This window comes from Streptomyces sp. NPDC006140 (assembly GCF_040628815.1).
In the GTDB taxonomy this organism is placed as follows: Bacteria; Actinomycetota; Actinomycetes; order Streptomycetales; family Streptomycetaceae; genus Streptomyces.
The window spans coordinates 812,134-831,871 of sequence record NZ_JBEXTS010000001.1 but is presented as its reverse complement, the minus strand read 5'-3'; the positions used below and the strand labels follow the sequence as shown (position 1 = coordinate 831,871).

Genomic DNA, 19,738 nt, shown 5'->3' with positions numbered 1-19,738 from the left:
CATGGCCGACGATCCGTTCGTCCTCGGGGGTACGTCCTTCACGTCCCGCCTGATCATGGGCACGGGCGGGGCGCCCAGCCTCGACGTGCTGGAGCGGTCGCTGGTCGCCTCCGGGACGGAGCTGACGACCGTCGCGATGCGCCGCGTGAACCCCTCGGTGCACGGCTCGGTGCTGTCCGTCCTGGACAAGCTCGGCATCCGCGTCCTGCCCAACACGGCGGGCTGCTTCACCGCCGGTGAGGCCGTCCTCACGGCCCGGCTCGCGCGCGAGGCCCTCGGCACCGACCTGATCAAGCTGGAGGTCATCGCCGACGAGCGCACGCTGCTGCCGGACCCGATCGAGCTGCTGGAGGCGGCCGAGACGCTCGTCGACGACGGCTTCACGGTGCTGCCGTACACCAACGACGACCCGGTGCTGGCGCGCAAGCTGGAGGACGTGGGCTGCGCGGCGGTCATGCCGCTCGGCTCGCCCATCGGCTCCGGGCTCGGCATCCGCAACCCGCACAACTTCCAGCTGATCGTCGAGCACGCGCGCGTGCCGGTGATCCTGGACGCGGGCGCGGGGACGGCGTCGGACGCGGCGCTGGCGATGGAGCTGGGCTGCGCGGGTGTGATGCTCGCCTCGGCGGTGACGCGGGCACAGGAGCCGGTGCTGATGGCCGACGCCATGCGGCATGCCGTGGAGGCCGGGCGGCTGGCGTACCGGGCGGGGCGGATCCCGCGGCGGCACTTCGCGGAGGCGTCGTCGCCCGCGGAGGGCATGGCGGAGCTGGACCCGGAGCGGCCCGCCTTCCGGTGAGGGTGCGGCGGGCACGTCACAGGTCGGCTGCAGTACCGGTGCGATCTTCGGCGGGCTGCGCGGGGTGACAGTGGTGGCTCGTACACTCGCCTGCGTGGACACGACCCTTCAGGACCCCTTGGTCGGGCAGGTGCTCGACGGCCGGTACCGCATCGACGCGCGGATCGCGGTCGGCGGGATGGCCACGGTCTACCGGGCCGTGGACACCCGGCTCGACCGGGTCCTCGCGCTCAAGGTGATGCACCCCTCGCTCGCGGTCGACGGCTCGTTCGTCGAGCGGTTCATCCGCGAGGCGAAGTCGGTGGCCCGGCTGGCCCATCCGAACGTGGTGCAGGTCTTCGACCAGGGCACCGACGGCTCCTACGTCTACCTCGCCATGGAGTACGTGGCGGGCTGCACCCTGCGGGACGTGCTGCGCGAGCGCGGCGCCCTGCAGCCGCGTGCCGCCCTGGACATCCTGGAGCCGGTGCTGGCCGCCCTGGGCGCCGCCCACCGCGCCGGGTTCGTGCACCGGGACATGAAGCCCGAGAACGTCCTGATAGGGGACGACGGCCGGGTCAAGGTCGCCGACTTCGGACTCGTCCGGGCCGTGGACACGGTGACGAACACCACCGGCACGGTCCTCGGCACGGTCTCGTACCTCGCCCCCGAGCAGATAGAGAACGGCACCGCCGACCCCCGCGTCGACGTGTACGCGTGCGGCGTGATGCTCTACGAGATGCTGACCGGCGACAAGCCGCACGACGGGGACTCCCCCGCCGTCATCCTCTACAAGCACCTGCACGAGGACGTCCCGCCGCCCTCGGCCGCCGTGCCCGGCCTGGCGTACGAGCTGGACGAGATGGTCGCCTCGGCGACCGCCCGCACCCCGGAGATCCGCCCGTACGACGCGGTGGCGCTGCTCGGGCAGGTCCGCGACGGCCGCAGCCGGCTGAGCGCGGACCAGCTGGACGTGGTCCCGCCGCAGGCGCTCACCGCGGAGCACGACAACGCCGACGACCGGACGAGCGTGATCCCGCGCGCGCTGACGATGCCCCGCCCGCTGCCGGTGAACGAGGACGACGAGGCCGCCGGGGCGGCGCTCAACCGCACCAGCCGCTTCCAGTCCCCGCCGCCCCCGCCGCCCCGGCGCCGCTCCGGGCCCCGGCGCGGTCCGATGGCGATCGTCGTCGCCGTCCTGCTCGCGCTCGGCCTCGGCACGGGCGTCTGGTACATCAACTCGGGCCAGTTCACCGAGGTCCCCCCGCTGCTGTCGAAGACGCAGGACCAGGCCGAGGACCGGCTGCGGGACGCGGGGCTGGAGCTCGGCAAGGTGGAGCACGCCTACAGCGACACGGTGGAGCGCGGCCAGGTCATCAGCAGCGACCCGAAGGCCGGCACGCGCATCCGCGGCAACGACGCGGTGAGCATCACCCTCTCCGACGGCCCGGAGACCGTGCGGGTGCCCGCGCTGGAGGGCCAGAAGCTGGACAAGGCGCGGGCCCAGCTGAAGGAGGACGGGCTGGAGCCGGGCATGGTCACCCGCGCGTTCAGCGAGGACGTCCCGCGCGGCTCGGTGATCTCCGCGCGGCCGGCGGACGGCACGCAGGTGCGCGCGGGCACGGCCGTCGCGCTGGTGGTCAGCAAGGGCAGCCCCGTCGACATCCCCGACGTCACCGGTGACGACCTGGCCGACGCCCGGGCCGAGCTGCAGGACGCCGGCCTCAAGGTGAAGATCGCCACCGAGCGGGTCACCTCCTCCGAGTTCGACAAGGGCCAGGTCGCCCGGCAGAGCCCGAACCCCGGCGGCCGGGCCGCCGAGGGCGACACGATCACGCTGACGCTGTCCAAGGGCCCCGAGATGATCGAGGTCCCGGACGTGGTCGGCGACAGCGTCGACGACGCCCGGCAGGCGCTGGAGGGCGCCGGGTTCCAGGTCGAGGAGGACCGCGGTCTGCTCGGCCTGTTCGGCGACACCGTCAAGGGCCAGTCGGTCGAGGGCGGCGAGACGGCGCCCAAGGGCTCGACGATCACGATCAAGATCAGGTGACGGCCGGGCACGGAGCCCGTGGGCAGGGCACGGTCGGGCGCATGACACCCTGAACGGGTGAACAAGCAGCTGTCCGGCCCGTCCCGCAACCCCGTGGGCGGCCACGTCCCCGTGGCCGGCGGGCTCCACTCCGTCGGCGTGTCGTACGCCCGTGACCTGAAGGCGGAGACCGTGCAGGTCTTCGTCGCCAACCCGCGCGGCTGGGCCACGCCGGCCGGGAACCCGAAGCAGGACGAGGCGTTCCGCGCCGCGTGCGAGGCCGAGTCGATCCCCGCTTACGTGCACGCCCCCTACCTGATCAACTTCGGCTCGCACACCGAGGCCACCGTGGAGCGGTCGGTGGAGTCGCTGCGGCACTCGCTGCGGCGCGGGCGGGAGATCGGGGCGCTGGGCGTGGTCGTGCACACGGGCAGCGCGACCGGCGGCCGGGAGCGGTCCGTGGCGCTGAAGCAGGTCCGCGAGCACCTGCTGCCGCTGCTCGACGAGCTGACCCACGACGACGACCCGTACCTGCTGCTGGAGTCGACCGCCGGCCAGGGCGCCTCCCTGTGCTCACGGACGTGGGACTTCGGCCCGTACTTCGAGGCGCTGGAGGCCCACCCGATGCTGGGCGTGTGCCTGGACACCTGCCACATCTTCGCGGCGGGGCACGACCTCACGGGCCCGAGCGGCATGCACCAGACGCTGGACCTGCTGGTGGACACGGTCGGCGAGGGCCGGCTGAAGCTGATCCACGCCAACGACTCCAAGGACGTGGTGGGCGCCCACAAGGACCGGCACGAGAACATCGGCGTCGGCCACATCGGCGAGGACCCGTTCCGGGCGCTGATGACGCACCCCGCGACCGAGGGCGTGCCGCTGATCATCGAGACGCCGGGCGGCAAGGAGGGGCACGCGGCCGACGTGGAGCGGCTGAAGAAGCTGCGCGACGGCTGACGGCCTCGAAGACCCGGAGGCGTCGAAACCCCCAAGGCCTCAGAGGTCGGGGCCGTCCCCCGGTCCCTCCTGGTACGAGTAGCGCTGCTCCCGCCAGGGGTCGCCGATGTTGTGGTAGCCGCGCTCCTCCCAGAAGCCCCGCCGGTCGGCGGTCATGTACTCCACGCCGCGCACCCACTTGGGGCCCTTCCAGGCGTACAGGTGGGGCACGATCAGGCGCAGCGGGAAGCCGTGCTCGGCGGTGAGCAGCTCGCCGTCCTTGTGGGTGGCGAACAGGACGTGCTCGTCGGCGAAGTCGGACAGGCGGAGGTTGGAGCTGAATCCGTACTCGGCCCACACCATCACATGGGTGACGTCGTCGGCGGGCGGCGCGAGGTCGAGGATCGTGCGGGCGGGGATGCCACCCCACTCGGCGCCCAGCATGCTGAACTTCGTGACGCAGTGCAGGTCGGCCACGACGCTGGTGTGCGGCAGGGCCGTGAACTCCTCGTGGGACCAGCAGTGCTTGCCGCCGTCGGCGGTGGCGCCGAAGACCCGGAACTCCCAGCGGTCGGGCCGGAACTTGGGGACGGGCCCGTAGTGCGTGACCGGCCAGCCGCGCTGCACCCGCTGTCCCGGCGGCAGACCGGGCTGCGTCGCTCCCGCTGCTCCTGCTGAGTCGCGCCCTTCTCCCGATTCGTGTTCCAGCGGCTGACCCATGACTCCATCCTGACAGACCCCGGGTGATGCCCCCGACCGGGGCCCCTCCAAAACGGGGCAAACAGAACTAAGCATGCCCTTACTTACTAAGTGAAGACTTACTGGACGATCTTCGTCGCCGGTGGAATCATGCGGCGCATCCTGCCAGTTCCCCCCATGGAAGGAGCCTCTGCGATGCAGGGCGACCCCGAGGTCCTCGAATTCCTCAACGAGCAGCTGACCGGCGAGCTGACGGCGATCAACCAGTACTGGCTGCACTACCGGATCCAGGACAACAAAGGCTGGACCAAGCTCGCCAAGTACACGCGTGAAGAGTCCATCGACGAGATGAAGCACGCGGACAAGATCACCGAGCGCATCCTCATGCTGGACGGTCTGCCCAACTACCAGCGGCTCTTCCACGTACGGGTCGGCCAGACGGTCACCGAGATGTTCCAGGCCGACCGGCAGATCGAGGTCGAGGCGATCGACCGCCTCAAGCGCGGCGTCGAGGTGATGCGCAGCAAGGGCGACATCACGTCCGCGAACCTCTTCGAGGAGATCCTCGCCGACGAGGAGCACCACATCGACTACCTGGACACGCAGCTGGAGCTGATCGACAAGCTCGGCGAGGCCCTGTACCTCGCGCAGCAGATCGAGCAGCCGAGCTAGGCGGCGTCTTCCAGCTCCGCGAGCACCGGCTGGCCCCGGTCGGCCAGTTCACGGCGAGGGCACGCACCCCTGCCCAGGATCGCCTGAATGCGACGTACGCACGACCCGCAGTCCGTACCCGCCTTGCATGCGGAGGCTATCTGCCGAGGGGTGCAGGCGCCGCCGTCCGCGTGTTGCTTGACCTGCTGCTCGGTGATCCCGAAGCAACTGCACACGTACACGCGGTCCACCTCCCGACAGGTCGTTCCAAGGCGCCATCCCCGTTGATCGGTGAGGCTAACCTAACCTTACCCGCCGGGTCGGAGACGCAAAAGTCGACTGGGGCGCGGATCGTATGTGATCCGCGCCCCAGTCGCTGTCGGTGTAACAGGCGAAACCGTTACTGGTCCCTGTACATCTCGGCCACGAGGAACGCCAGGTCCAGCGACTGGCTGCGGTTGAGCCGCGGGTCGCAGGCCGTCTCGTAGCGCTGGTGCAGATCGTCGACGAAGATCTCGTCGCCGCCGCCCACGCACTCGGTGACGTCGTCGCCGGTCAGCTCCACGTGGATGCCGCCCGGGTGCGTGCCCAGCTCCTTGTGGACCTCGAAGAAGCCCTTGACCTCGTCGAGCACGTCGTCGAAGCGGCGGGTCTTGTGCCCGGAGGCCGCCTCGAAGGTGTTGCCGTGCATCGGGTCGGTCACCCAGGCCACGGTCGCGCCGGAGGCGGTGACCTTCTCGACCAGCTCGGGGAGCTTGTCGCGGACCTTGTCGGCGCCCATGCGGACGATGAACGTCAGCCGGCCCGGCTCCCGCTCCGGGTCGAGGCGCTCGATGTACTGCAGCGCGTCCTCGGCCGTGGTCGTCGGGCCCAGCTTGATGCCGATCGGGTTGCGGATCTGCGAGGCGAACTCGATGTGCGCGTGGTCCAGCTGCCGGGTGCGCTCGCCGATCCACACCATGTGCGCGGAGACGTCGTACAGCTGCCCGGTGCGCGAGTCGACCCTGGTCAGGGCGGACTCGTAGTCGAGCAGCAGCGCCTCGTGCGAGGAGTAGAACTCGACCGTCTTGAACTCCTCCGGGTCGGCCCCGCAGGCGTGCATGAAGTTCAGCGCGTTGTCGATCTCGCGGGCGAGCTGCTCGTAGCGCTGCCCCGACGGGGACGACTTCACGAAGTCCTGGTTCCAGGCGTGCACCTGGCGCAGGTCGGCGTAGCCGCCGGTGGTGAAGGCGCGCACCAGGTTCAGCGTGGAGGCCGAGGCGTGGTACATCCGCTTCAGCCGCTCGGGGTCCGGGATCCGGGCCTCTTCGGTGAAGTCGAAGCCGTTGACGGAGTCGCCGCGGTAGGTCGGCAGTGTCACGCCGTCGCGGGTCTCGGTCGGCTTGGAGCGCGGCTTGGAGTACTGGCCGGCGATGCGGCCGACCTTCACGACCGGCACGGACGCGGCGTACGTGAGCACGGCGCCCATCTGGAGCAGGGTCTTCAGCTTGTTGCGGATGTGGTCCGCGGACACCGCGTCGAAGGCCTCGGCGCAGTCGCCGCCCTGGAGGAGGAACGCCTCTCCCTTGGCGACGGCCGCCATCCGGGCGCGCAGCTGGTCGCACTCGCCCGCGAAGACGAGCGGCGGATACGACTCGAGGTCCGCAACGACTGCGCGCAGAGCCTCGGGGTCGGGGTACTCGGGCTGCTGCGCCGCGGGCAGGTCTCGCCAGGTGTTGCCAGCACTCGCGCTGGTCTTAGCGTTCACGGTCACGACCTCAACATTACGGGGTCGTGTCGGGCGTCCTGACCCATGCCCAGTAATTGAGACACCGGGTACACCCCTCGGACATGGGGTAGGGTGCGTCGCATGTTCGCGCACTCGATCCAGACCTGGTGGTGGACCGCTCATCCGGCGGCCCGCTGACTGCGCGTACTCAAGACTTCGCGAAGGCCGCCCGAGGGGCGGCCTTCGGTGTTTCCCGGGTCGTTCCTCACCGACATCGACGTGATTCACGACGTGATTCGACGGAAGAGGAACCATGGACCTGGCACAGCTGCTGGACGACCCCCGTCCCTTCGCCCTGCTCCGCCGCCGCACGCCCGGCCACGACCACGATCTGGTCGAGGTCCTGATCGGCCCGGTCGCCGCGTACGACCGGCTCGCCGGCCTCCCCGAGGAGAGCCTCGCGCTCGTCCCCTTCCGGCAGATCCGCGAACGCGGCTTCGACGTCCGCGACGACGGCACGCCCCTGCTGGCGCTCACGCCCCAGGAGTCGTACGGCGTCCCGCTGGCTGACGCCCTGGAGCAGCTCCCGGCGCATGACGTGCGCGTCGACGGCGAGGGCTTCGACGTGGACGACGAGGAGTACGCGCGGATCGTCGGGCGGGTGCTGGAGGAGGAGATCGGCCGGGGCGAGGGCGCCAACTTCGTGATCCGCCGGACGTACGAGGGTGAGATCCCCGGCTTCGGGCGGGCCGACGCCCTCGCGCTGCTCCGGCGGCTGCTGGTGGGCGAGCGGGGCGCGTACTGGACGTTCGTCGTGCACACCGGGGACCGCACGCTGGTCGGGGCGAGCCCCGAGGTGCATGTGCGGATGTCCGGCGGCACGGTCGTCATGAACCCGATCAGCGGCACCTACCGCTATCCCGCCGAGGGGCCGACGCCCGAGCACCTGCTGGACTTCCTCGCCGACGGCAAGGAGATCGAGGAGCTGTCGATGGTCGTCGACGAGGAGCTCAAGATGATGTGCACCGTCGGGGACATGGGCGGGGTCGTGATCGGCCCCCGGCTGAAGGAGATGGCGCATCTCGCGCACACCGAGTACGAACTGCGCGGCAGGTCCTCGCTCGACGTGCGGGAGGTGCTCAAGGAGACCATGTTCGCGGCGACCGTCACCGGCTCGCCGGTGCAGAACGCCTGCCGGGTCATCGAGCGGCACGAGACCGGCGGGCGCGGGTACTACGCCGGTGCCCTGGCCCTGATCGGCCGGGACTCGGGCGGGGCTCAGACCCTCGACTCCCCCATCCTGATCCGCACCGCCGACATCGCCTCGGACGGCCGCCTGCGGGTTCCGGTCGGCGCCACGCTGGTGCGGGGTTCGGATCCGGCGAGCGAGGTGGCCGAGACCCACGCGAAGGCGGCAGGGGTGCTGGCGGCCCTGGGCGTCCGTCCGGCCCGGCCGCGCGCGGAGGCCGCACGGCCGAGGCTGGCTGAGGACCCGCGGGTCCGGGCCGCGCTGGACGGACGCCGGGCCTCCCTCGCCCCGTTCTGGCTGCGGATGCAGGAGCGGTCCGCGGAACTCGCCGGGCACGCCCTGGTCGTCGACGGGGAGGACACCTTCACGGCGATGCTCGCGCACGTGCTGCGCGCCGGTGGCCTGGAGGTGACCGTGCGGCGGTACGACGAGCCGGGGCTGCGGGAGGCGGTGCTCGGGCACGAGGGGCCGGTGGTGCTCGGGCCCGGGCCGGGCGACCCGTCCGACCTGGCGGATCCGAAGATGCGGTTCCTGCGTGCCCTGACCGCCGAGGTGCTCCGGGGCGAACGGCAGGGCGTGCTGGGCGTCTGCCTCGGGCACGAGCTGATCGCGGCCGAGCTGGGGCTGGACATCGTACGGAAGGAAGTGCCCTACCAGGGGGCGCAGACGGAGATCGAGCTGTTCGGGCGGCGGGAGACCGTCGGGTTCTACAACAGCTTCGTGGCGCGCTGCGACGACGAGGCGGCGGCCGAGCTGGCGGCCCACGGCGTCGAGGTCTCCCGCGCCGCGAACGGGGAGGTGCACGCCCTGCGCGGGCCCGGGTTCGCGGGGCTGCAGTTCCACCCGGAGTCGGTGCTGACGCTGAACGGGGCGCGGGTGGTGCGGGAGTTGGTGGGGCAGCTGCGGGGCACGAGCGCGCCCTCGGTCTGACACCGGTGCCGGTCGGGGCCGCGCGGCCCCGGCCGGCAGCGGAGGCGGAGCGGTCAGCCGAAGAACACCCCGACCTCCTCGTACAGCTTCGGGTCCACCGTCTTCAGGCGGGCCGTCGCCTCCGCGATGGGGACGCGGACGATGTCGGTGCCGCGCAGGGCGACCATCGTGCCGAAGGCGCCGTCCCGGACGCAGTCGATGGCGTGCAGGCCGAAGCGGGTGGCGAGCCAGCGGTCGAAGGCGCTGGGGGTGCCGCCGCGCTGGACATGGCCGAGGACCGTGGTGCGGGCCTCCTTGCCCGTGCGCTTCTCGATCTCCTTGGCCAGCCACTCGCCCACGCCGGACAGCCGGACGTGCCCGAAGGAGTCCAGGGACTGGTCCTTGAGGACCATGTCGCCGTCCTTCGGCATCGCCCCCTCGGCGACGACGACGATCGGCGCGTACGACGCCCGGAAGCGGGAGGTCACCCAGGCGCAGACCTGCTCGACGTCGAAGCGCTGCTCGGGGATGAGGATGACGTTGGCGCCGCCGGCCAGGCCCGAGTGCAGGGCGATCCAGCCGGCGTGCCGGCCCATCACCTCGACGACCAGGACGCGCATATGGGACTCGGCGGTGGTGTGCAGCCGGTCGATGGCCTCGGTGGCGATGCCGACGGCGGTGTCGAAGCCGAAGGTGTAGTCGGTGGCGGACAGGTCGTTGTCGATGGTCTTGGGGACGCCCACGCAGGGCACGCCGTGTTCGCCGGACAGGCGGGCGGCCACGCCCAGGGTGTCCTCGCCGCCGATGGTGATGAGCGCCTCGACCTCCAGCGCGGCGAGGTTCTCCTTGATCCGGCGGATGCCGTCCCGTTCCTTCAGCGGGTTGGTCCGCGAGGAGCCGAGGATGGTGCCGCCGCGGGGCAGGATGCCGCGCACGGCGGGGATGTCGAGCCGGACGGTGTCGTTCTCCAGGGGCCCTCGCCAGCCGTCCCGGAAGCCGGTGAAGTCGTAGCCGTACTCCTGCACGCCCTTGCGGACGACGGCCCGGATGACGGCGTTGAGGCCGGGGCAGTCGCCGCCTCCGGTCAGTACTCCGACGCGCATGGAACAGTCCCTTCGCCGCAGGTGCCTGACGAAGGGTCAGTGTGACGTGCGCCTCACTCGTCGTCGAGGCCGCGCTCTATCGCGTACCTGACGAGTTCCACGCGGTTGTGCAACTGGAGCTTGCCGAGGGTGTTCTGGACGTGGTTCTGCACCGTGCGGTGGGAGATGACCAGGCGTTCGGCGATCTGCTTGTAGCTCAGGCCCTTGGCGACCAGGCGCAGCACCTCGGTCTCGCGGTCGGTGAGCCGGGGCGCCTTCGGTTCGTCGGTGTCCTGGGCGGGGGCGGGTTCGGAGGCCAGGCGGCGGTACTCGCCGAGGACCAGTCCGGCGAGGCCGGGCGTGAAGACGGGGTCGCCGACGGCCGTGCTGCGGACCGCGTCCTGGAGTTCCTCCGTGGAGGCCGACTTCAGCAGGTAGCCCGTCGCGCCGGACTTCACCGCCTCCAGGACGTCGGCGTGCTCACCGCTCGCGGACAGCACCAGGACGCGCAGCGCCGGGTTGGCGGCCACGACCTCCTTGCAGACCTGGACGCCGGGCTTGCCGGGCAGGTTCAGGTCGAGCACCAGGACGTCCGGGACGGCGGCCTTGGCGCGGCGCACGGCCTGCTCGCCGTCGCCCGCGGTCGCCACCACCTCGAAGCCCGACTCGGCCAGGTCCCGGGCGACCGCGTCGCGCCACATGGGGTGGTCGTCGACCACCATGACCTTGATCGGGTCCCGCCGGTCCCCGCCGCTGTCCGTCATCGCCGCTCCGCCTTCCCCCGGGTGTCCTTCACGTCCTTCGGTACCTTCAGCTCGACCTCCGTGCCCTGCCCGGGCACCGAGATCAGGTCCGCGCTGCCGCCGAGGTCGCGCAGCCGCCCGCGGATCGACAGGGCGACACCGAGCCGGCCTTCGCCCTCGGCCTGGGCGAGCCGCCCCTCCGGGATGCCGGGCCCGTCGTCCCGGACGGTGACGATCACCTCGTCCGGCTCGTCCTCGACCAGGATCCAGGCGCGCGCCTGCTCCCCGGCGTGCTTGCGGACGTTGTCCAGGGCGGCCCCGACCGCGGCGGCCACCTCCCGGGCGGCGGCCGGCGCCAGCGGCACGGGCGCGCCCGGCTCGGCGAGGCTGACCCTGGCCCCGGCGTACGGCGCGAGCAGGGCGCGCAGGTCGACGGGGCCGCTCTCCTCGGGCTCCTCCTCGACGGCGCGGACGAGCGCGCCCTCGGCGGCGTCCTCCGAGACCCGGGAGACGGGCACCAGTCCGCCGGAGACCAGGGTGCGCAGCGCGACCTCCTGCTCGCCGGCCATCCGGCCCAGCTCGGCCGCCTCGCCGCCGATCACCGCTCCGCGGCGCTGCACCATCGCCAGCACCTGGAGCACGCTGTCGTGGATGTCCCGGGCCAGGCGCTCCCGCTCGCGCGTCGCGGCCTCGATCTCCAGGGCGCGGGCGAGGGTGCGCTCGGAGGCGCGGGCGACCTCCACGACGTAGCCGATGGCGATGGAGGCGATGCAGACCAGGATGACGTTGTGGACGGTGTCGCGGGCCGGGCTGCCGCGCTCGACCAGATTGGCGGCGGCCACCAGGCTGGAGGCGAGGGCCGCCCAGCGCCAGCCGCCCTTGAGAGCGAAGGCCAGGACGGAACCGGCGGTCCATATCGACGGCAGTGTCGGGCCGCCGGCCTGGACCCGCTCGTGCGCGTCGGCGACCGGCGTGAGCAGGATGCCGGTGAGGGCGATGGTGAGGTCGGCGGTGAGGAACCGCTTGGTGCAGCGGGCGGCGTTCGCGACCCTGGGCAGGGTGGCCAGCGTCCACACCCCGAGCACGGCGTAGTAGGCGACGGCGACCCAGGGGCGGGGGAACTCGTCGTGGGCGGTGGCGAACAGGCCGACCGCGTACAGCATCGTGAGCACCCGGTAGGCGGTCAGCGCACGCCACAGCGGCTGCTCGACCGACATCCTCATGACCCGCTCGCGCTTCGCCATCTCCCCCGCCCCTGGCTCGAGCCCTAGGGCTCGGTCCGCCGCTCCGACTGCTTTTCCTTCTCGGCCTGTTCCTTCTCCGCCTTCGCGAGCGCGGCCCTGGCCGCCTTCTCGGCTTCCTTCTCCGCCTTCGCCGCGTCCGCGAGCTGCCGCTTCATGGCCGTCGCGTACATGTCGACGTACTCCTGGCCGGAGAGCTTCATGATCTCGTACATGACCTCGTCGGTCACCGCGCGCAGCACGAAGCGGTCGTGCTCCATGCCCTGGTAGCGGCTGAAGTCCAGCGGCTCGCCGATGCGGATGCCGGGCCGCATCAGCTTCGGCATGATCTTCCCGGGCGGCTGGATCTTCTCCGTGTCGATCATGGCGACCGGGAGGACGGGCGCGCCGGTCGCGAGCGCCACGCGCGCGAGGCCGCCCGGCTTGCCGCGGTAGAGCCGCCCGTCGGGCGAGCGCGTCCCCTCCGGGTAGATCCCGAACAACTCGCCGCGCTCCAGCACCTCGATGCCGCTCTTGATGGCGGCCTCGCCGGCGCCGCGCGCACCGGAGCGGTCCACGGGCAGCTGGCCGACACCCTTGAAGAAGGCGGCCGTCAGCCGGCCCTTCACGCCGGGCGTGGTGAAGTACTCGGCCTTCGCGATGAAGGTGACCTTGCGGTCGAGGACGGCGGGCAGGAAGAACGAGTCGGAGAACGACAGGTGATTGCTCGCCAGGATCGCCGGGCCCTCGGCGGGTACGTTCTCCAGGCCCTCCACCCAGGGTCTGAAGGCGAGCTTCAGCGGACCCCCGACGGTGACCTTCATCGCGCCGTACAACAACCGAGTGCCTCCCGTATGTGTCGTTCAGACCTTAACCCGGAGCGCTGTCAAAGGCGCCGACGGCCCTGGTCGGTGTCAGTGCGGTCGCGTACGGTGAAGGTCCCGCGAACGACGTGCGACGCCTTCCATGACGTTCCGTGACTATCCGTGATCGTGTCAGTCCCTTCTCACGACCAGGAGGCCGAAGGTGCCGGTCCTTGCCGGAGCCGAGCCGTTCCACCACGAGGGCGGGGAGGTCGCCGTCCTCCTCTGCCACGGCTTCACCGGATCACCGCAGTCGCTGCGCCCCTGGGCGGAGCACCTCGCCGAGCACGGCCTGACCGTCTCCCTGCCGCTGCTGCCCGGGCACGGCACGCGCTGGGAGGACCTGCGGATCACCGGCTGGCAGGACTGGTACGCGGAGGTGGACCGCGAGCTGCGCCTGCTGTGCGAGCGCCGCGAGAAGGTCTTCGTGGCCGGCCTGTCCATGGGCGGCGCCCTGGCCCTGCGGCTGGCCGGGAAGCACGGCGACGCCGTCAGCGGCGTCCTGCTCGTCAACCCGGCGAACAAGGTGCACGGCCTGGCCGCGCACGCCCTCCCGGTGCTTCGCCATGTCGTCCCGGCGACGAAGGGCATCGCCAGCGACATCGCCAAGCCGGACAGCAGGGAGCTGGGCTACGACCGGGTGCCGCTGCACGCGGCGCACTCCCTGCGGCAGTTCTTCCAGGCCGCCGACCGCGAGTTGCCGCAGGTCACGCAGCCGGTGCTGCTGATGCGCAGCCCCCAGGACCATGTGGTGCCGCCCGCCGACTCGGCCCGCATCCTCAGCCGCATCTCGTCGACCGACGTGAAAGAGGTCATCCTGGAACAGAGCTACCACGTGGCCACGTTGGACCATGACGCGGACCGGATCCACGAGGAGAGCCTCGCGTTCATCGACCGGCTCGCACCCGGCCTCGTCAAGGAGCCCGGTCTCGGCAAGGAAGGGACGACCGCAGGTGGCTGAGCACGACTCCGACCGCGAGGGCCGGGAGCCGGACGAGAAGGGCGTCCCGTTGGACGAGGAGGCCGCCTGGGCGGCGATCGTCGCCGGGTACGGCGAGGAGCCGCCGGACCCGCCGGGCGCCAAGCCGTTCAAGTCCGTCGAGGACCTGGCGCTGCTGGAGCCCGCGACCAACGACGACCGGGTGGACACGGCCGGGGAGGCCGCGAAGCCCGCCGAGCCCGAGGGCCCGGAGGCCAAGGAGCCCGGGGAGAAGCCGGCCAGGCCGCTGGGCGGCTCCGTCTCCTTCGCGCCCGGCGTCGGCCCGCGTGACTACTCGACGCCGGAGCCCACCGAGGACGACTTCGACGAGGACGACGAGGGCCATTTCGTGCCGCCGGAGCCGCCCCCGCTGCCGACCGCCGATGTCACCGCGAAGTTCGCCTGGCTCGGGGTGCTCGGCGGGCCGGTGCTGCTCCTGCTGGCCGTGCTGCTCGGCTGGGACATGACCTGGTGGCTGGCCACGCTGGGGATCGGCGGCTTCGTCGGCGGTTTCGCGACGCTGGTGACGCGGATGCGGACGGACGACGAGGAGGACGACGACCCGGGGCGCGGGGCGGTCGTCTAGGAAACCCCCTGCTCTGCGGGAACCCTGAGGGCAGCCAGGACCGGGAGGTGGTCCGTGGCCGCCCTCAGGTCTGCCTCGGTCACCCCGGGCTGCCCGAGCGGTACGCCGCAGCCCAGTACCTCGATGCCCTTGGTCGCGAAGATCGCGTCGATGCGCTGGTAGGGGTCGGCGGGGGTCCAGGTGTGCTCGCCGCCCCAGGGTGCGGCGGCCCGGCAGTCGGTCAGGCTGTCGGCCAGCAGACGGAAGGCCGGGCCGTCGGGGCGTTCGTTCAGGTCGCCGCCGGCGATGGCGTGTTCCACGCCCAGGCCGGCCAGGCGGTCCAGGAGCACGCCGGCCTGGTCGTGGCGCTCGTCCTTCTGGAGCGACAGGTGGCAGCTCAGGACGCCGAGGCGGGTGCCGGCGATGCGGACGACCGCGGTGGCGAAGCCGCGGCGGTGCAGGCCGGGGGTGCGCGGCAGGAGGACGTCCTCCGTGCGTTCGACGCTCGCCCGGAGCGAGCTGAGGATCGCCGGGCCCGTGGTGGTGGCGCCCCCGGTGACGACGACCAGGTCGGAGGTGCGGGCCAGGCGGGCGAGTTTCTTGCGCCAGCGGAAGAAGCGGGGGGCTTCCTGGATCAGGACCAGGTCGGGGGCGCAGGCGCGGATGACACGGGCCAGGGCGTCGGTGTCGTCGCGCATGGAGCGGATGTTGTAGCTGAGGACCCTGATGACCGCGGAACCGTCGGGTTCTGTACGGGAGTTGGGGAGCAGGGGCATGTGATCAATTTACGCCCAAGGGGTCGGGGCGCGGGGTTCGTGCGCGAGTGCCGGTTGTTCGTGGTTGTTCGCGCAGTTCCCCGCGCCCCTGAACATCAAGGGCGCTTACATGATCGGGTCGGGCTCCCGCGCCAGGTCGGCCGCGCCCACCAGGCCCGCCTTGTTGCCCAGTTCCGCGGCGCGGACCTCGGCGACCGGGCGCCAGTTGCCGCCGACCAGCCAGCGCTTGTAGGACTTGCGGATGGGGCCCAGGACCAGTTCGCCCTCGTCGGAGAGGCCGCCGCCGACGATGAACGCCGAGGGGTCGAAGAGGGAGGCGAGGTCGGCGAGGCCCGCGCCGACCCAGCGGGCCAGCTCGCGGTAGGAGTCGACGGCCACGCGGTCGCCCTGGCGGGCGGCCATGGAGATGTGCTTGCCCTCGATGCCGTCGGGCGTGCCGTTGCCGAGGCCGAGCAGGATCTCGGCGTTCTCGGGGGTGGCGTTGGCGCGCTGCTTGGCGTACCGGACGAGGGCGCGGCCGGAGGCGTACTGCTCCCAGCAGCCCTGCGAGCCGCAGCCGCAGAGCAGGCCGTCCGGCACCATGCGGATGTGGCCGAACTCGGCGGCCACGCCGAAGTGCCCGCGGCGCAGCTTGTTGCCGATGATGATGCCGCCGCCGAGGCCCGTGCCGAGCGTGATGCAGATGACGTTGCGGTGGCCCTTGCCGGCGCCGAACTTGTACTCGCCCCACGCCGCGGCGTTCGCGTCGTTCTCGACGACCACCGGGAGGCCCACGCGGGCCTCGACCTTCTCCTTGAGCGGCTCGTTGCGCCAGTGGATGTTGGGCGCGAAGTAGACCTCGGAGCGCTGCCGGTTCACGTAGCCGGCGGCGCCGATGCCCACACCGACGATGTCGTGTCCGACGCGTGCGCCGTCCACCGCCGAGGCGATGGCGTCCACGATGCCCTCGGGCGTGCCCGGGGTCGGCACCTTGTGGGTCGAGAGGATGTTGCCTTCCTCATCGACCACGCCGGCCGCGATCTTCGTGCCGCCGATGTCGACGCCGATGGTGAGTCCCATGAATCCCTCAGTTTCGGTCGAGCCCCGCTACGGCCAACGGTACCCGAGGCCCCGCCGTCGGGTTCGCCGTCGTCCGCACGCTGGGCACACCGGGCGGCGTCGCGCTGTCCGCCGCCTCGCCGGGGGCCGGGGCTCAGTCCAGGTCGATGCGCTCCCCGGGGCCGCCCTCGTCACCTTTGTCACGGCGTTCGTCCAGGTCACGGGGGTCGTCGCGGTCGTCGCGGCCGGTCCAGCGCCGTTCCTGGGCCTGGACGGCGGAGCGGTAGGCGGCGAGCAGTTCGTTCCCGGCGGCGGCCAGGTGGTCGAAGACGTCCGGGTTGCGTTCGATGACGGGTTCCACGGCGTCCTTGGCCTGCTGGACGACCTGGCGTACGACCTGCTGGGCGGCGGGTCCCGCGACCGCGCCGAACAGGGGGGACTGGATGCCGGACAGCTTGTCCGCGACGGCGTCGACGAGCTTCTTCAGTTCCTCGGCGGCCGAGCCGGGGGGCGGGCCGTACTGGGTGCGGCGGCGGGCCTTCTCCGCCTCGAGGTCCTCGGCGCACGCGGTGGCCCAGGCGTCGGCGTCGGTCGCCCGCTCCTCGTCCACGGCGTCTTCGCGGGCCTCGCCAGGCGGGGGGAGCTCTTCGCTCATGACGGACTCCTGACTACGGTTCGTCCCTACGACGTTACCCCCTCTCACCGCGTCTGCGGCCAGAGCTCCGGGTCGGGTGCGAAGCGGATGCGCAGCTCGCCCTCGCGCAGGGCGGCGCCGTCGACGGTGCAGCGGCGCAGCGCCGAGGGCAGCGGGACGACACGGCGGAACCGGCCCGCCGTGACGGCGAGTTCGTCGCCGCGCCGGACGAGGTCCAGTTCGTCGCGTATGGCGCCGGGCAGCGGGATGTGCCAGACGAGCACGCCGTCCGCGCCGAGCCGGTCGGTCACGGGCCAGTCGACGGCGGGGGCGTCCGCGCCGGGGCCGGGCACGGCCAGGGCGGTGAGGTCGTCGGTGCCGCGCGGGTCGCGGCCGAGGTGGGCGACGGTGCGGACGTCGTACGACTCGCGCCACTCCTCCAGCGTCTTGCGCTGCTGGGCGACCGGGCCGGCCAGCCAGGTGTCCGGGGACGCCTCGGGCAGGACGCGGTTGGCGACCACGAAGTCGGTGCGCAGGCCGCGCAGGGCGAGGCCGAGGCCGGCGGTGCGGACGGCGTCGGCACCGGCCGGGCCGGGTTCGGCGACGAGGCGGACGACGGTGTCGCGGTCGGCGACGACGGCCTCCACGGCGGCCAGCTCCAGGTCCCAGCGGGCCGCCGTCTCGTACAGCCACTCCGCGGGCATCGGGACGCCGGCGAGCCGGCCGAGGACGGGGCGCAGGGCGCGGGCCGCCTGCCGTTCGGGCGGGAGCAGCCGGCGCAGACAGCGGCGGAGTTCCTCGGGCAGGGCGAGCAGGGCGAGGGCCTGCGGGGCCGGGGGCAGGTCGACGACGAGGAGGCCGTGCTTCTCCGACAGCGCGGCGTCGCGCAGGGCGCGCAGCAGGGCGAGTTCCTCCGCGCCGGGCAGCGGGGTGAGTTCCTCCGGGTCGAGGCGGGAGGCGCCGAGGAGGTCCAGTGCGGAGGAGGCGCGCTCCTGGAGGGCGGTGAGGTCCCGGCGGAAGTCCTGGGCGGGGTCGGGGCGCCAGGCGGTGAGGTGCGGGGCGGCTTCGACCGGGGCCGGGCCGGTCGGGACGCCGAGGGCGGCACCGAGGGTGTCCGTGGGGTCGGCGGACAGGACGAGGGTGTCCGTGCCGCCGGCCGCCGCGGCCAGGGCGGTGGCGGCCGCGAGGGTGGTACGACCGCTGCCGCCGGGGCCGGTGATCAGGAGGGTGCGCATGGGGTTGAACGTACCCCGGGGTGGCCGACGCAGGGGCGCGGGGAACTGCGCGGCCGGCCATGACGGGCCCGCACCCGGCACGACGCGGGCACCGCTACGGCGTCCGGGACGAACCGGAGCGCCGCTTCGAGACCCCTACTTGCCCGATTCCACGCGCTTCTTCAGCCCGGCCAGCGCCCGGTCGATGATGACCTTCTCCGCCTTGCGCTTGATCATGCCGAGCATGGGGATCTTGACGTCGACGGTCAGCGCGTACGTGACCTCCGTGCCCCCCGCCCCGGCCGGCTTCAACAGGTACGTACCGTCGAGGGACCGCAGCATCTGGGACTTCACCAGCGTCCAGGAGACCTCGTGTTCACCGGTCCAGGTGTACGCCAGCACCTGGTCGTCCTTGATCGCACCGGCGTCCATGACGAGCCGGACCTGCTCGGCGCGGCCCTGCTCGTCGGTCTTGAGGACCTCCGCCTCCTTCACCTCGCCCGTCCAGTCCGGGTAGCGGGCGAAATCGGCGATGACCGTCATGACGTCGGCCGGGGCCGCCTCGATGGTGATGCTCGAGCTGGTGTGTTCCGCCATCGCCGTGGCTCCTCCAGATACGGGCCGGTAAGAGGTCGTCCTGCGCACGTGTGTGCAGCGTGAAGGCTACCGCGCACGGGACCCGCCGATCTCACCCGACCTGGGCGGCCCTCACCATTCCAGCGCCCACGGTGTCCCGGTCCCCGCGAAGTGCCCCACATTCACACACTCGGTTGCCCCGATCCGCATCCTGCGCACCAGCGGCTGGTGCACGTGACCGAAGAGGGAGTAGCGGGGCCGGGTGCGGCGGATGGCGTCCAGCAGGGCCCGGCTGCCGCGCTCGAAGCGGCGCGCGACGGTGTCGTAGACCAGCTCGGGGACCTCGGGCGGGATGTGCGTGCACAGCACGTCGACCTCGCCGACCGCCTCGATCTTCGCCGCGTACTCCTCGTCGCTGATCTCGTACGGCGTCCGCATCGGTGTGCGCAGGCCGCCGCCGACGAAGCCGAAGACCCGGCCGCCGATCTCCACGCGCTGGCCGTCGAGGACGGTCGTGCCGGGGCCGGCGTACTCCTGCCACAGGGGTGGCATGTCGACGTTGCCGTAGGTGGCGTACGTCGGTGTGGGGAACGCGGCGAACATCTCCGCGTACTGCTTGCGCACCGCCTTCTCGATCACCGCGGCCCGGTCCCCGCCGATGCCGGCCCACAGCCGCGCCCCGAACTCCCTGGCCTCCTCGAAGCGCCGGGCGGTGCGCAGCGCGACGATGCGGTCGGCGTTCTCGACGCCGAACAGGTCGGGGAAGATGCCGCGCGAGTGGTCGGCGTAGTCGAGGAAGAGGACGAGGTCGCCCAGGCAGATCAGCGCGTCGGCGCCCTCGCCGGCTCTGGCCAGGTCACGGGCGTTGCCGTGCACGTCGCTGACCACGTGCACACGTGTCCTTCTGTCTGCGGCGGGTGTGGGTGCCATGACGATCAAGCGTAAGCGTGTGCGGCATACGTGAACAGTGGCGGCCCTACCTGCGGTTACTGGCCAGTCATTTAGTCCGTGGACTACTGTGCGCGAAGGAATACCCAACTGTGTGACGCAGCGAACATCTCGACGGGCCCCCCTGTCGGAGACGCCATA

The 19,738-nt window shown here is 72.0% G+C and carries 21 protein-coding genes; 8 read left to right on the top strand and 13 right to left on the bottom strand.

Annotated elements, in window-relative coordinates:
• Position 1 precedes the first annotated feature (1 nt).
• The 3 genes from ABZ386_RS03870 to ABZ386_RS03860 all read left to right on the top strand — a co-directional run bounded on the left by ABZ386_RS03870 (position 2) and on the right by ABZ386_RS03860 (position 3,764).
• Positions 2-799: a thiazole synthase gene (locus ABZ386_RS03870; RefSeq protein ID WP_351331940.1), complete on the top strand. Its 798-nt coding sequence runs from the start codon at positions 2-4 to the stop codon at positions 797-799.
• Between the two features lie 94 nt (positions 800-893).
• Positions 894-2,828 carry a Stk1 family PASTA domain-containing Ser/Thr kinase gene (pknB, locus tag ABZ386_RS03865; protein WP_358963477.1) on the top strand — a complete coding sequence of 645 codons (1,935 nt, stop codon included), beginning with the start codon at positions 894-896 and terminating at the stop codon, positions 2,826-2,828.
• Between the two features lie 57 nt (positions 2,829-2,885).
• Positions 2,886-3,764, top strand: a complete 879-nt coding sequence (locus tag ABZ386_RS03860; RefSeq protein WP_351331944.1) for a deoxyribonuclease IV — start codon at positions 2,886-2,888, stop codon at positions 3,762-3,764.
• Between the two features lie 39 nt (positions 3,765-3,803).
• On the opposite strand, the gene ABZ386_RS03855 is transcribed toward ABZ386_RS03860, so the two are convergent.
• A complete protein-coding gene (locus ABZ386_RS03855; protein WP_114251568.1) occupies positions 3,804-4,463 on the bottom strand; it encodes a sulfite oxidase-like oxidoreductase in 660 nt (219 codons plus the stop codon).
• A 174-nt stretch (positions 4,464-4,637) separates the two neighbouring features.
• On the opposite strand from ABZ386_RS03855, the gene bfr reads away from it, so the two are divergent.
• Positions 4,638-5,114 carry a bacterioferritin gene (bfr, locus tag ABZ386_RS03850; RefSeq protein WP_351331947.1) on the top strand — a complete coding sequence of 159 codons (477 nt, stop codon included), beginning with the start codon at positions 4,638-4,640 and terminating at the stop codon, positions 5,112-5,114.
• Here bfr and ABZ386_RS03845 read toward each other — a convergent pair.
• The gene (locus tag ABZ386_RS03845; RefSeq protein ID WP_114251570.1) at positions 5,111-5,344 is read right to left on the bottom strand and encodes a (2Fe-2S)-binding protein; all 234 of its coding nucleotides are present in this window, start codon (positions 5,342-5,344) and stop codon (positions 5,111-5,113) included. The genes bfr and ABZ386_RS03845 overlap by 4 nt on opposite strands.
• Before the next feature lie 149 nt (positions 5,345-5,493).
• Positions 5,494-6,846 (bottom strand): class II 3-deoxy-7-phosphoheptulonate synthase, encoded by a 1,353-nt coding sequence (locus ABZ386_RS03840; protein ID WP_351331951.1) that lies wholly within the window; start codon positions 6,844-6,846, stop codon positions 5,494-5,496.
• Between the two features lie 96 nt (positions 6,847-6,942).
• Between ABZ386_RS03840 and ABZ386_RS03835 the strand changes: the two genes are divergently transcribed.
• Complete coding sequence (locus tag ABZ386_RS03835; protein WP_078602827.1) at positions 6,943-6,999, top strand: trp operon leader peptide; 57 nt, start codon at positions 6,943-6,945, stop codon at positions 6,997-6,999.
• A gap of 115 nt (positions 7,000-7,114) precedes the next feature.
• Entirely contained in the window at positions 7,115-8,980 is a 1,866-nt protein-coding gene (locus ABZ386_RS03830; protein ID WP_358963475.1) for an anthranilate synthase family protein, read from the top strand.
• A 53-nt stretch (positions 8,981-9,033) separates the two neighbouring features.
• Here ABZ386_RS03830 and ABZ386_RS03825 read toward each other — a convergent pair whose 3' ends face one another.
• Genes ABZ386_RS03825 through ABZ386_RS03810 form a run of 4 tightly spaced genes read right to left on the bottom strand, consistent with a single transcriptional unit; the run spans position 9,034 to position 12,828 of the window.
• On the bottom strand, positions 9,034-10,062 hold the full coding sequence (locus ABZ386_RS03825; protein WP_351331955.1) for a 6-phosphofructokinase: 1,029 nt from the start codon (positions 10,060-10,062) through the stop codon (positions 9,034-9,036).
• Positions 10,063-10,115: 53 nt separating this feature from the next.
• A complete protein-coding gene (locus tag ABZ386_RS03820; protein ID WP_351331957.1) occupies positions 10,116-10,805 on the bottom strand; it encodes a response regulator transcription factor in 690 nt (229 codons plus the stop codon).
• Positions 10,802-12,028, bottom strand: coding sequence for a DUF5931 domain-containing protein (locus ABZ386_RS03815; protein ID WP_351331959.1), 1,227 nt, complete (start codon positions 12,026-12,028; stop codon positions 10,802-10,804). The genes ABZ386_RS03820 and ABZ386_RS03815 overlap by 4 nt, the downstream gene beginning before the upstream one ends.
• A gap of 23 nt (positions 12,029-12,051) precedes the next feature.
• Positions 12,052-12,828 (bottom strand): lysophospholipid acyltransferase family protein, encoded by a 777-nt coding sequence (locus ABZ386_RS03810; protein WP_351331961.1) that lies wholly within the window; start codon positions 12,826-12,828, stop codon positions 12,052-12,054.
• A gap of 202 nt (positions 12,829-13,030) precedes the next feature.
• On the opposite strand from ABZ386_RS03810, the gene ABZ386_RS03805 reads away from it, so the two are divergent.
• A complete protein-coding gene (locus ABZ386_RS03805) occupies positions 13,031-13,828 on the top strand; it encodes an alpha/beta fold hydrolase (RefSeq protein WP_351331963.1) in 798 nt (265 codons plus the stop codon).
• Positions 13,821-14,432 carry a hypothetical protein gene (locus ABZ386_RS03800; RefSeq protein ID WP_351331966.1) on the top strand — a complete coding sequence of 204 codons (612 nt, stop codon included), beginning with the start codon at positions 13,821-13,823 and terminating at the stop codon, positions 14,430-14,432. Before ABZ386_RS03805 ends, ABZ386_RS03800 begins: the two co-directional genes overlap by 8 nt.
• On the opposite strand, the gene ABZ386_RS03795 is transcribed toward ABZ386_RS03800, so the two are convergent.
• The 6 genes from ABZ386_RS03795 to ABZ386_RS03770 all read right to left on the bottom strand — a co-directional run bounded on the left by ABZ386_RS03795 (position 14,429) and on the right by ABZ386_RS03770 (position 19,579).
• Positions 14,429-15,187, bottom strand: a complete 759-nt coding sequence (locus ABZ386_RS03795) for an endonuclease/exonuclease/phosphatase family protein (RefSeq protein ID WP_351331969.1) — start codon at positions 15,185-15,187, stop codon at positions 14,429-14,431. The two genes, ABZ386_RS03800 and ABZ386_RS03795, sit on opposite strands and share 4 nt — an antisense overlap.
• A 105-nt stretch (positions 15,188-15,292) precedes the next feature.
• Positions 15,293-16,246: an ROK family glucokinase gene (locus ABZ386_RS03790; RefSeq protein WP_094052469.1), complete on the bottom strand. Its 954-nt coding sequence runs from the start codon at positions 16,244-16,246 to the stop codon at positions 15,293-15,295.
• A gap of 133 nt (positions 16,247-16,379) precedes the next feature.
• Positions 16,380-16,880 (bottom strand): DUF5304 domain-containing protein, encoded by a 501-nt coding sequence (locus ABZ386_RS03785; RefSeq protein WP_355726007.1) that lies wholly within the window; start codon positions 16,878-16,880, stop codon positions 16,380-16,382.
• A gap of 44 nt (positions 16,881-16,924) precedes the next feature.
• A complete protein-coding gene (locus ABZ386_RS03780; RefSeq protein ID WP_358963472.1) occupies positions 16,925-18,094 on the bottom strand; it encodes an ArsA-related P-loop ATPase in 1,170 nt (389 codons plus the stop codon).
• 135 nt (positions 18,095-18,229) lie between these two features.
• The gene (locus ABZ386_RS03775; RefSeq protein WP_351331978.1) at positions 18,230-18,670 is read right to left on the bottom strand and encodes an SRPBCC family protein; all 441 of its coding nucleotides are present in this window, start codon (positions 18,668-18,670) and stop codon (positions 18,230-18,232) included.
• A gap of 111 nt (positions 18,671-18,781) precedes the next feature.
• A complete protein-coding gene (locus ABZ386_RS03770; RefSeq protein ID WP_351331980.1) occupies positions 18,782-19,579 on the bottom strand; it encodes a metallophosphoesterase in 798 nt (265 codons plus the stop codon).
• Positions 19,580-19,738 lie beyond the last annotated feature (159 nt).

What these genes read in the sequence shown, in the direction of transcription:
- ABZ386_RS03870 (WP_351331940.1), top strand. Translation starts at nt 2, where the DNA reads ATGGCCGACGATCCGTTCGTCCTCGGGGGTACGTCCTTCACGTCCCGC.
- ABZ386_RS03855 (WP_114251568.1), bottom strand. Translation starts at nt 4,463, where the DNA reads ATGGGTCAGCCGCTGGAACACGAATCGGGAGAAGGGCGCGACTCAGCA.
- bfr (WP_351331947.1), top strand. Translation starts at nt 4,638, where the DNA reads ATGCAGGGCGACCCCGAGGTCCTCGAATTCCTCAACGAGCAGCTGACC.
- ABZ386_RS03830 (WP_358963475.1), top strand. Translation starts at nt 7,115, where the DNA reads ATGGACCTGGCACAGCTGCTGGACGACCCCCGTCCCTTCGCCCTGCTC.
- ABZ386_RS03825 (WP_351331955.1), bottom strand. Translation starts at nt 10,062, where the DNA reads ATGCGCGTCGGAGTACTGACCGGAGGCGGCGACTGCCCCGGCCTCAAC.
- ABZ386_RS03820 (WP_351331957.1), bottom strand. Translation starts at nt 10,805, where the DNA reads ATGACGGACAGCGGCGGGGACCGGCGGGACCCGATCAAGGTCATGGTG.
- ABZ386_RS03815 (WP_351331959.1), bottom strand. Translation starts at nt 12,028, where the DNA reads ATGGCGAAGCGCGAGCGGGTCATGAGGATGTCGGTCGAGCAGCCGCTG.
- ABZ386_RS03810 (WP_351331961.1), bottom strand. Translation starts at nt 12,828, where the DNA reads ATGAAGGTCACCGTCGGGGGTCCGCTGAAGCTCGCCTTCAGACCCTGG.
- ABZ386_RS03795 (WP_351331969.1), bottom strand. Translation starts at nt 15,187, where the DNA reads ATGCCCCTGCTCCCCAACTCCCGTACAGAACCCGACGGTTCCGCGGTC.
- ABZ386_RS03790 (WP_094052469.1), bottom strand. Translation starts at nt 16,246, where the DNA reads ATGGGACTCACCATCGGCGTCGACATCGGCGGCACGAAGATCGCGGCC.
- ABZ386_RS03785 (WP_355726007.1), bottom strand. Translation starts at nt 16,880, where the DNA reads ATGAGCGAAGAGCTCCCCCCGCCTGGCGAGGCCCGCGAAGACGCCGTG.
- ABZ386_RS03780 (WP_358963472.1), bottom strand. Translation starts at nt 18,094, where the DNA reads ATGCGCACCCTCCTGATCACCGGCCCCGGCGGCAGCGGTCGTACCACC.
- ABZ386_RS03775 (WP_351331978.1), bottom strand. Translation starts at nt 18,670, where the DNA reads ATGGCGGAACACACCAGCTCGAGCATCACCATCGAGGCGGCCCCGGCC.
- ABZ386_RS03770 (WP_351331980.1), bottom strand. Translation starts at nt 19,579, where the DNA reads ATGGCACCCACACCCGCCGCAGACAGAAGGACACGTGTGCACGTGGTC.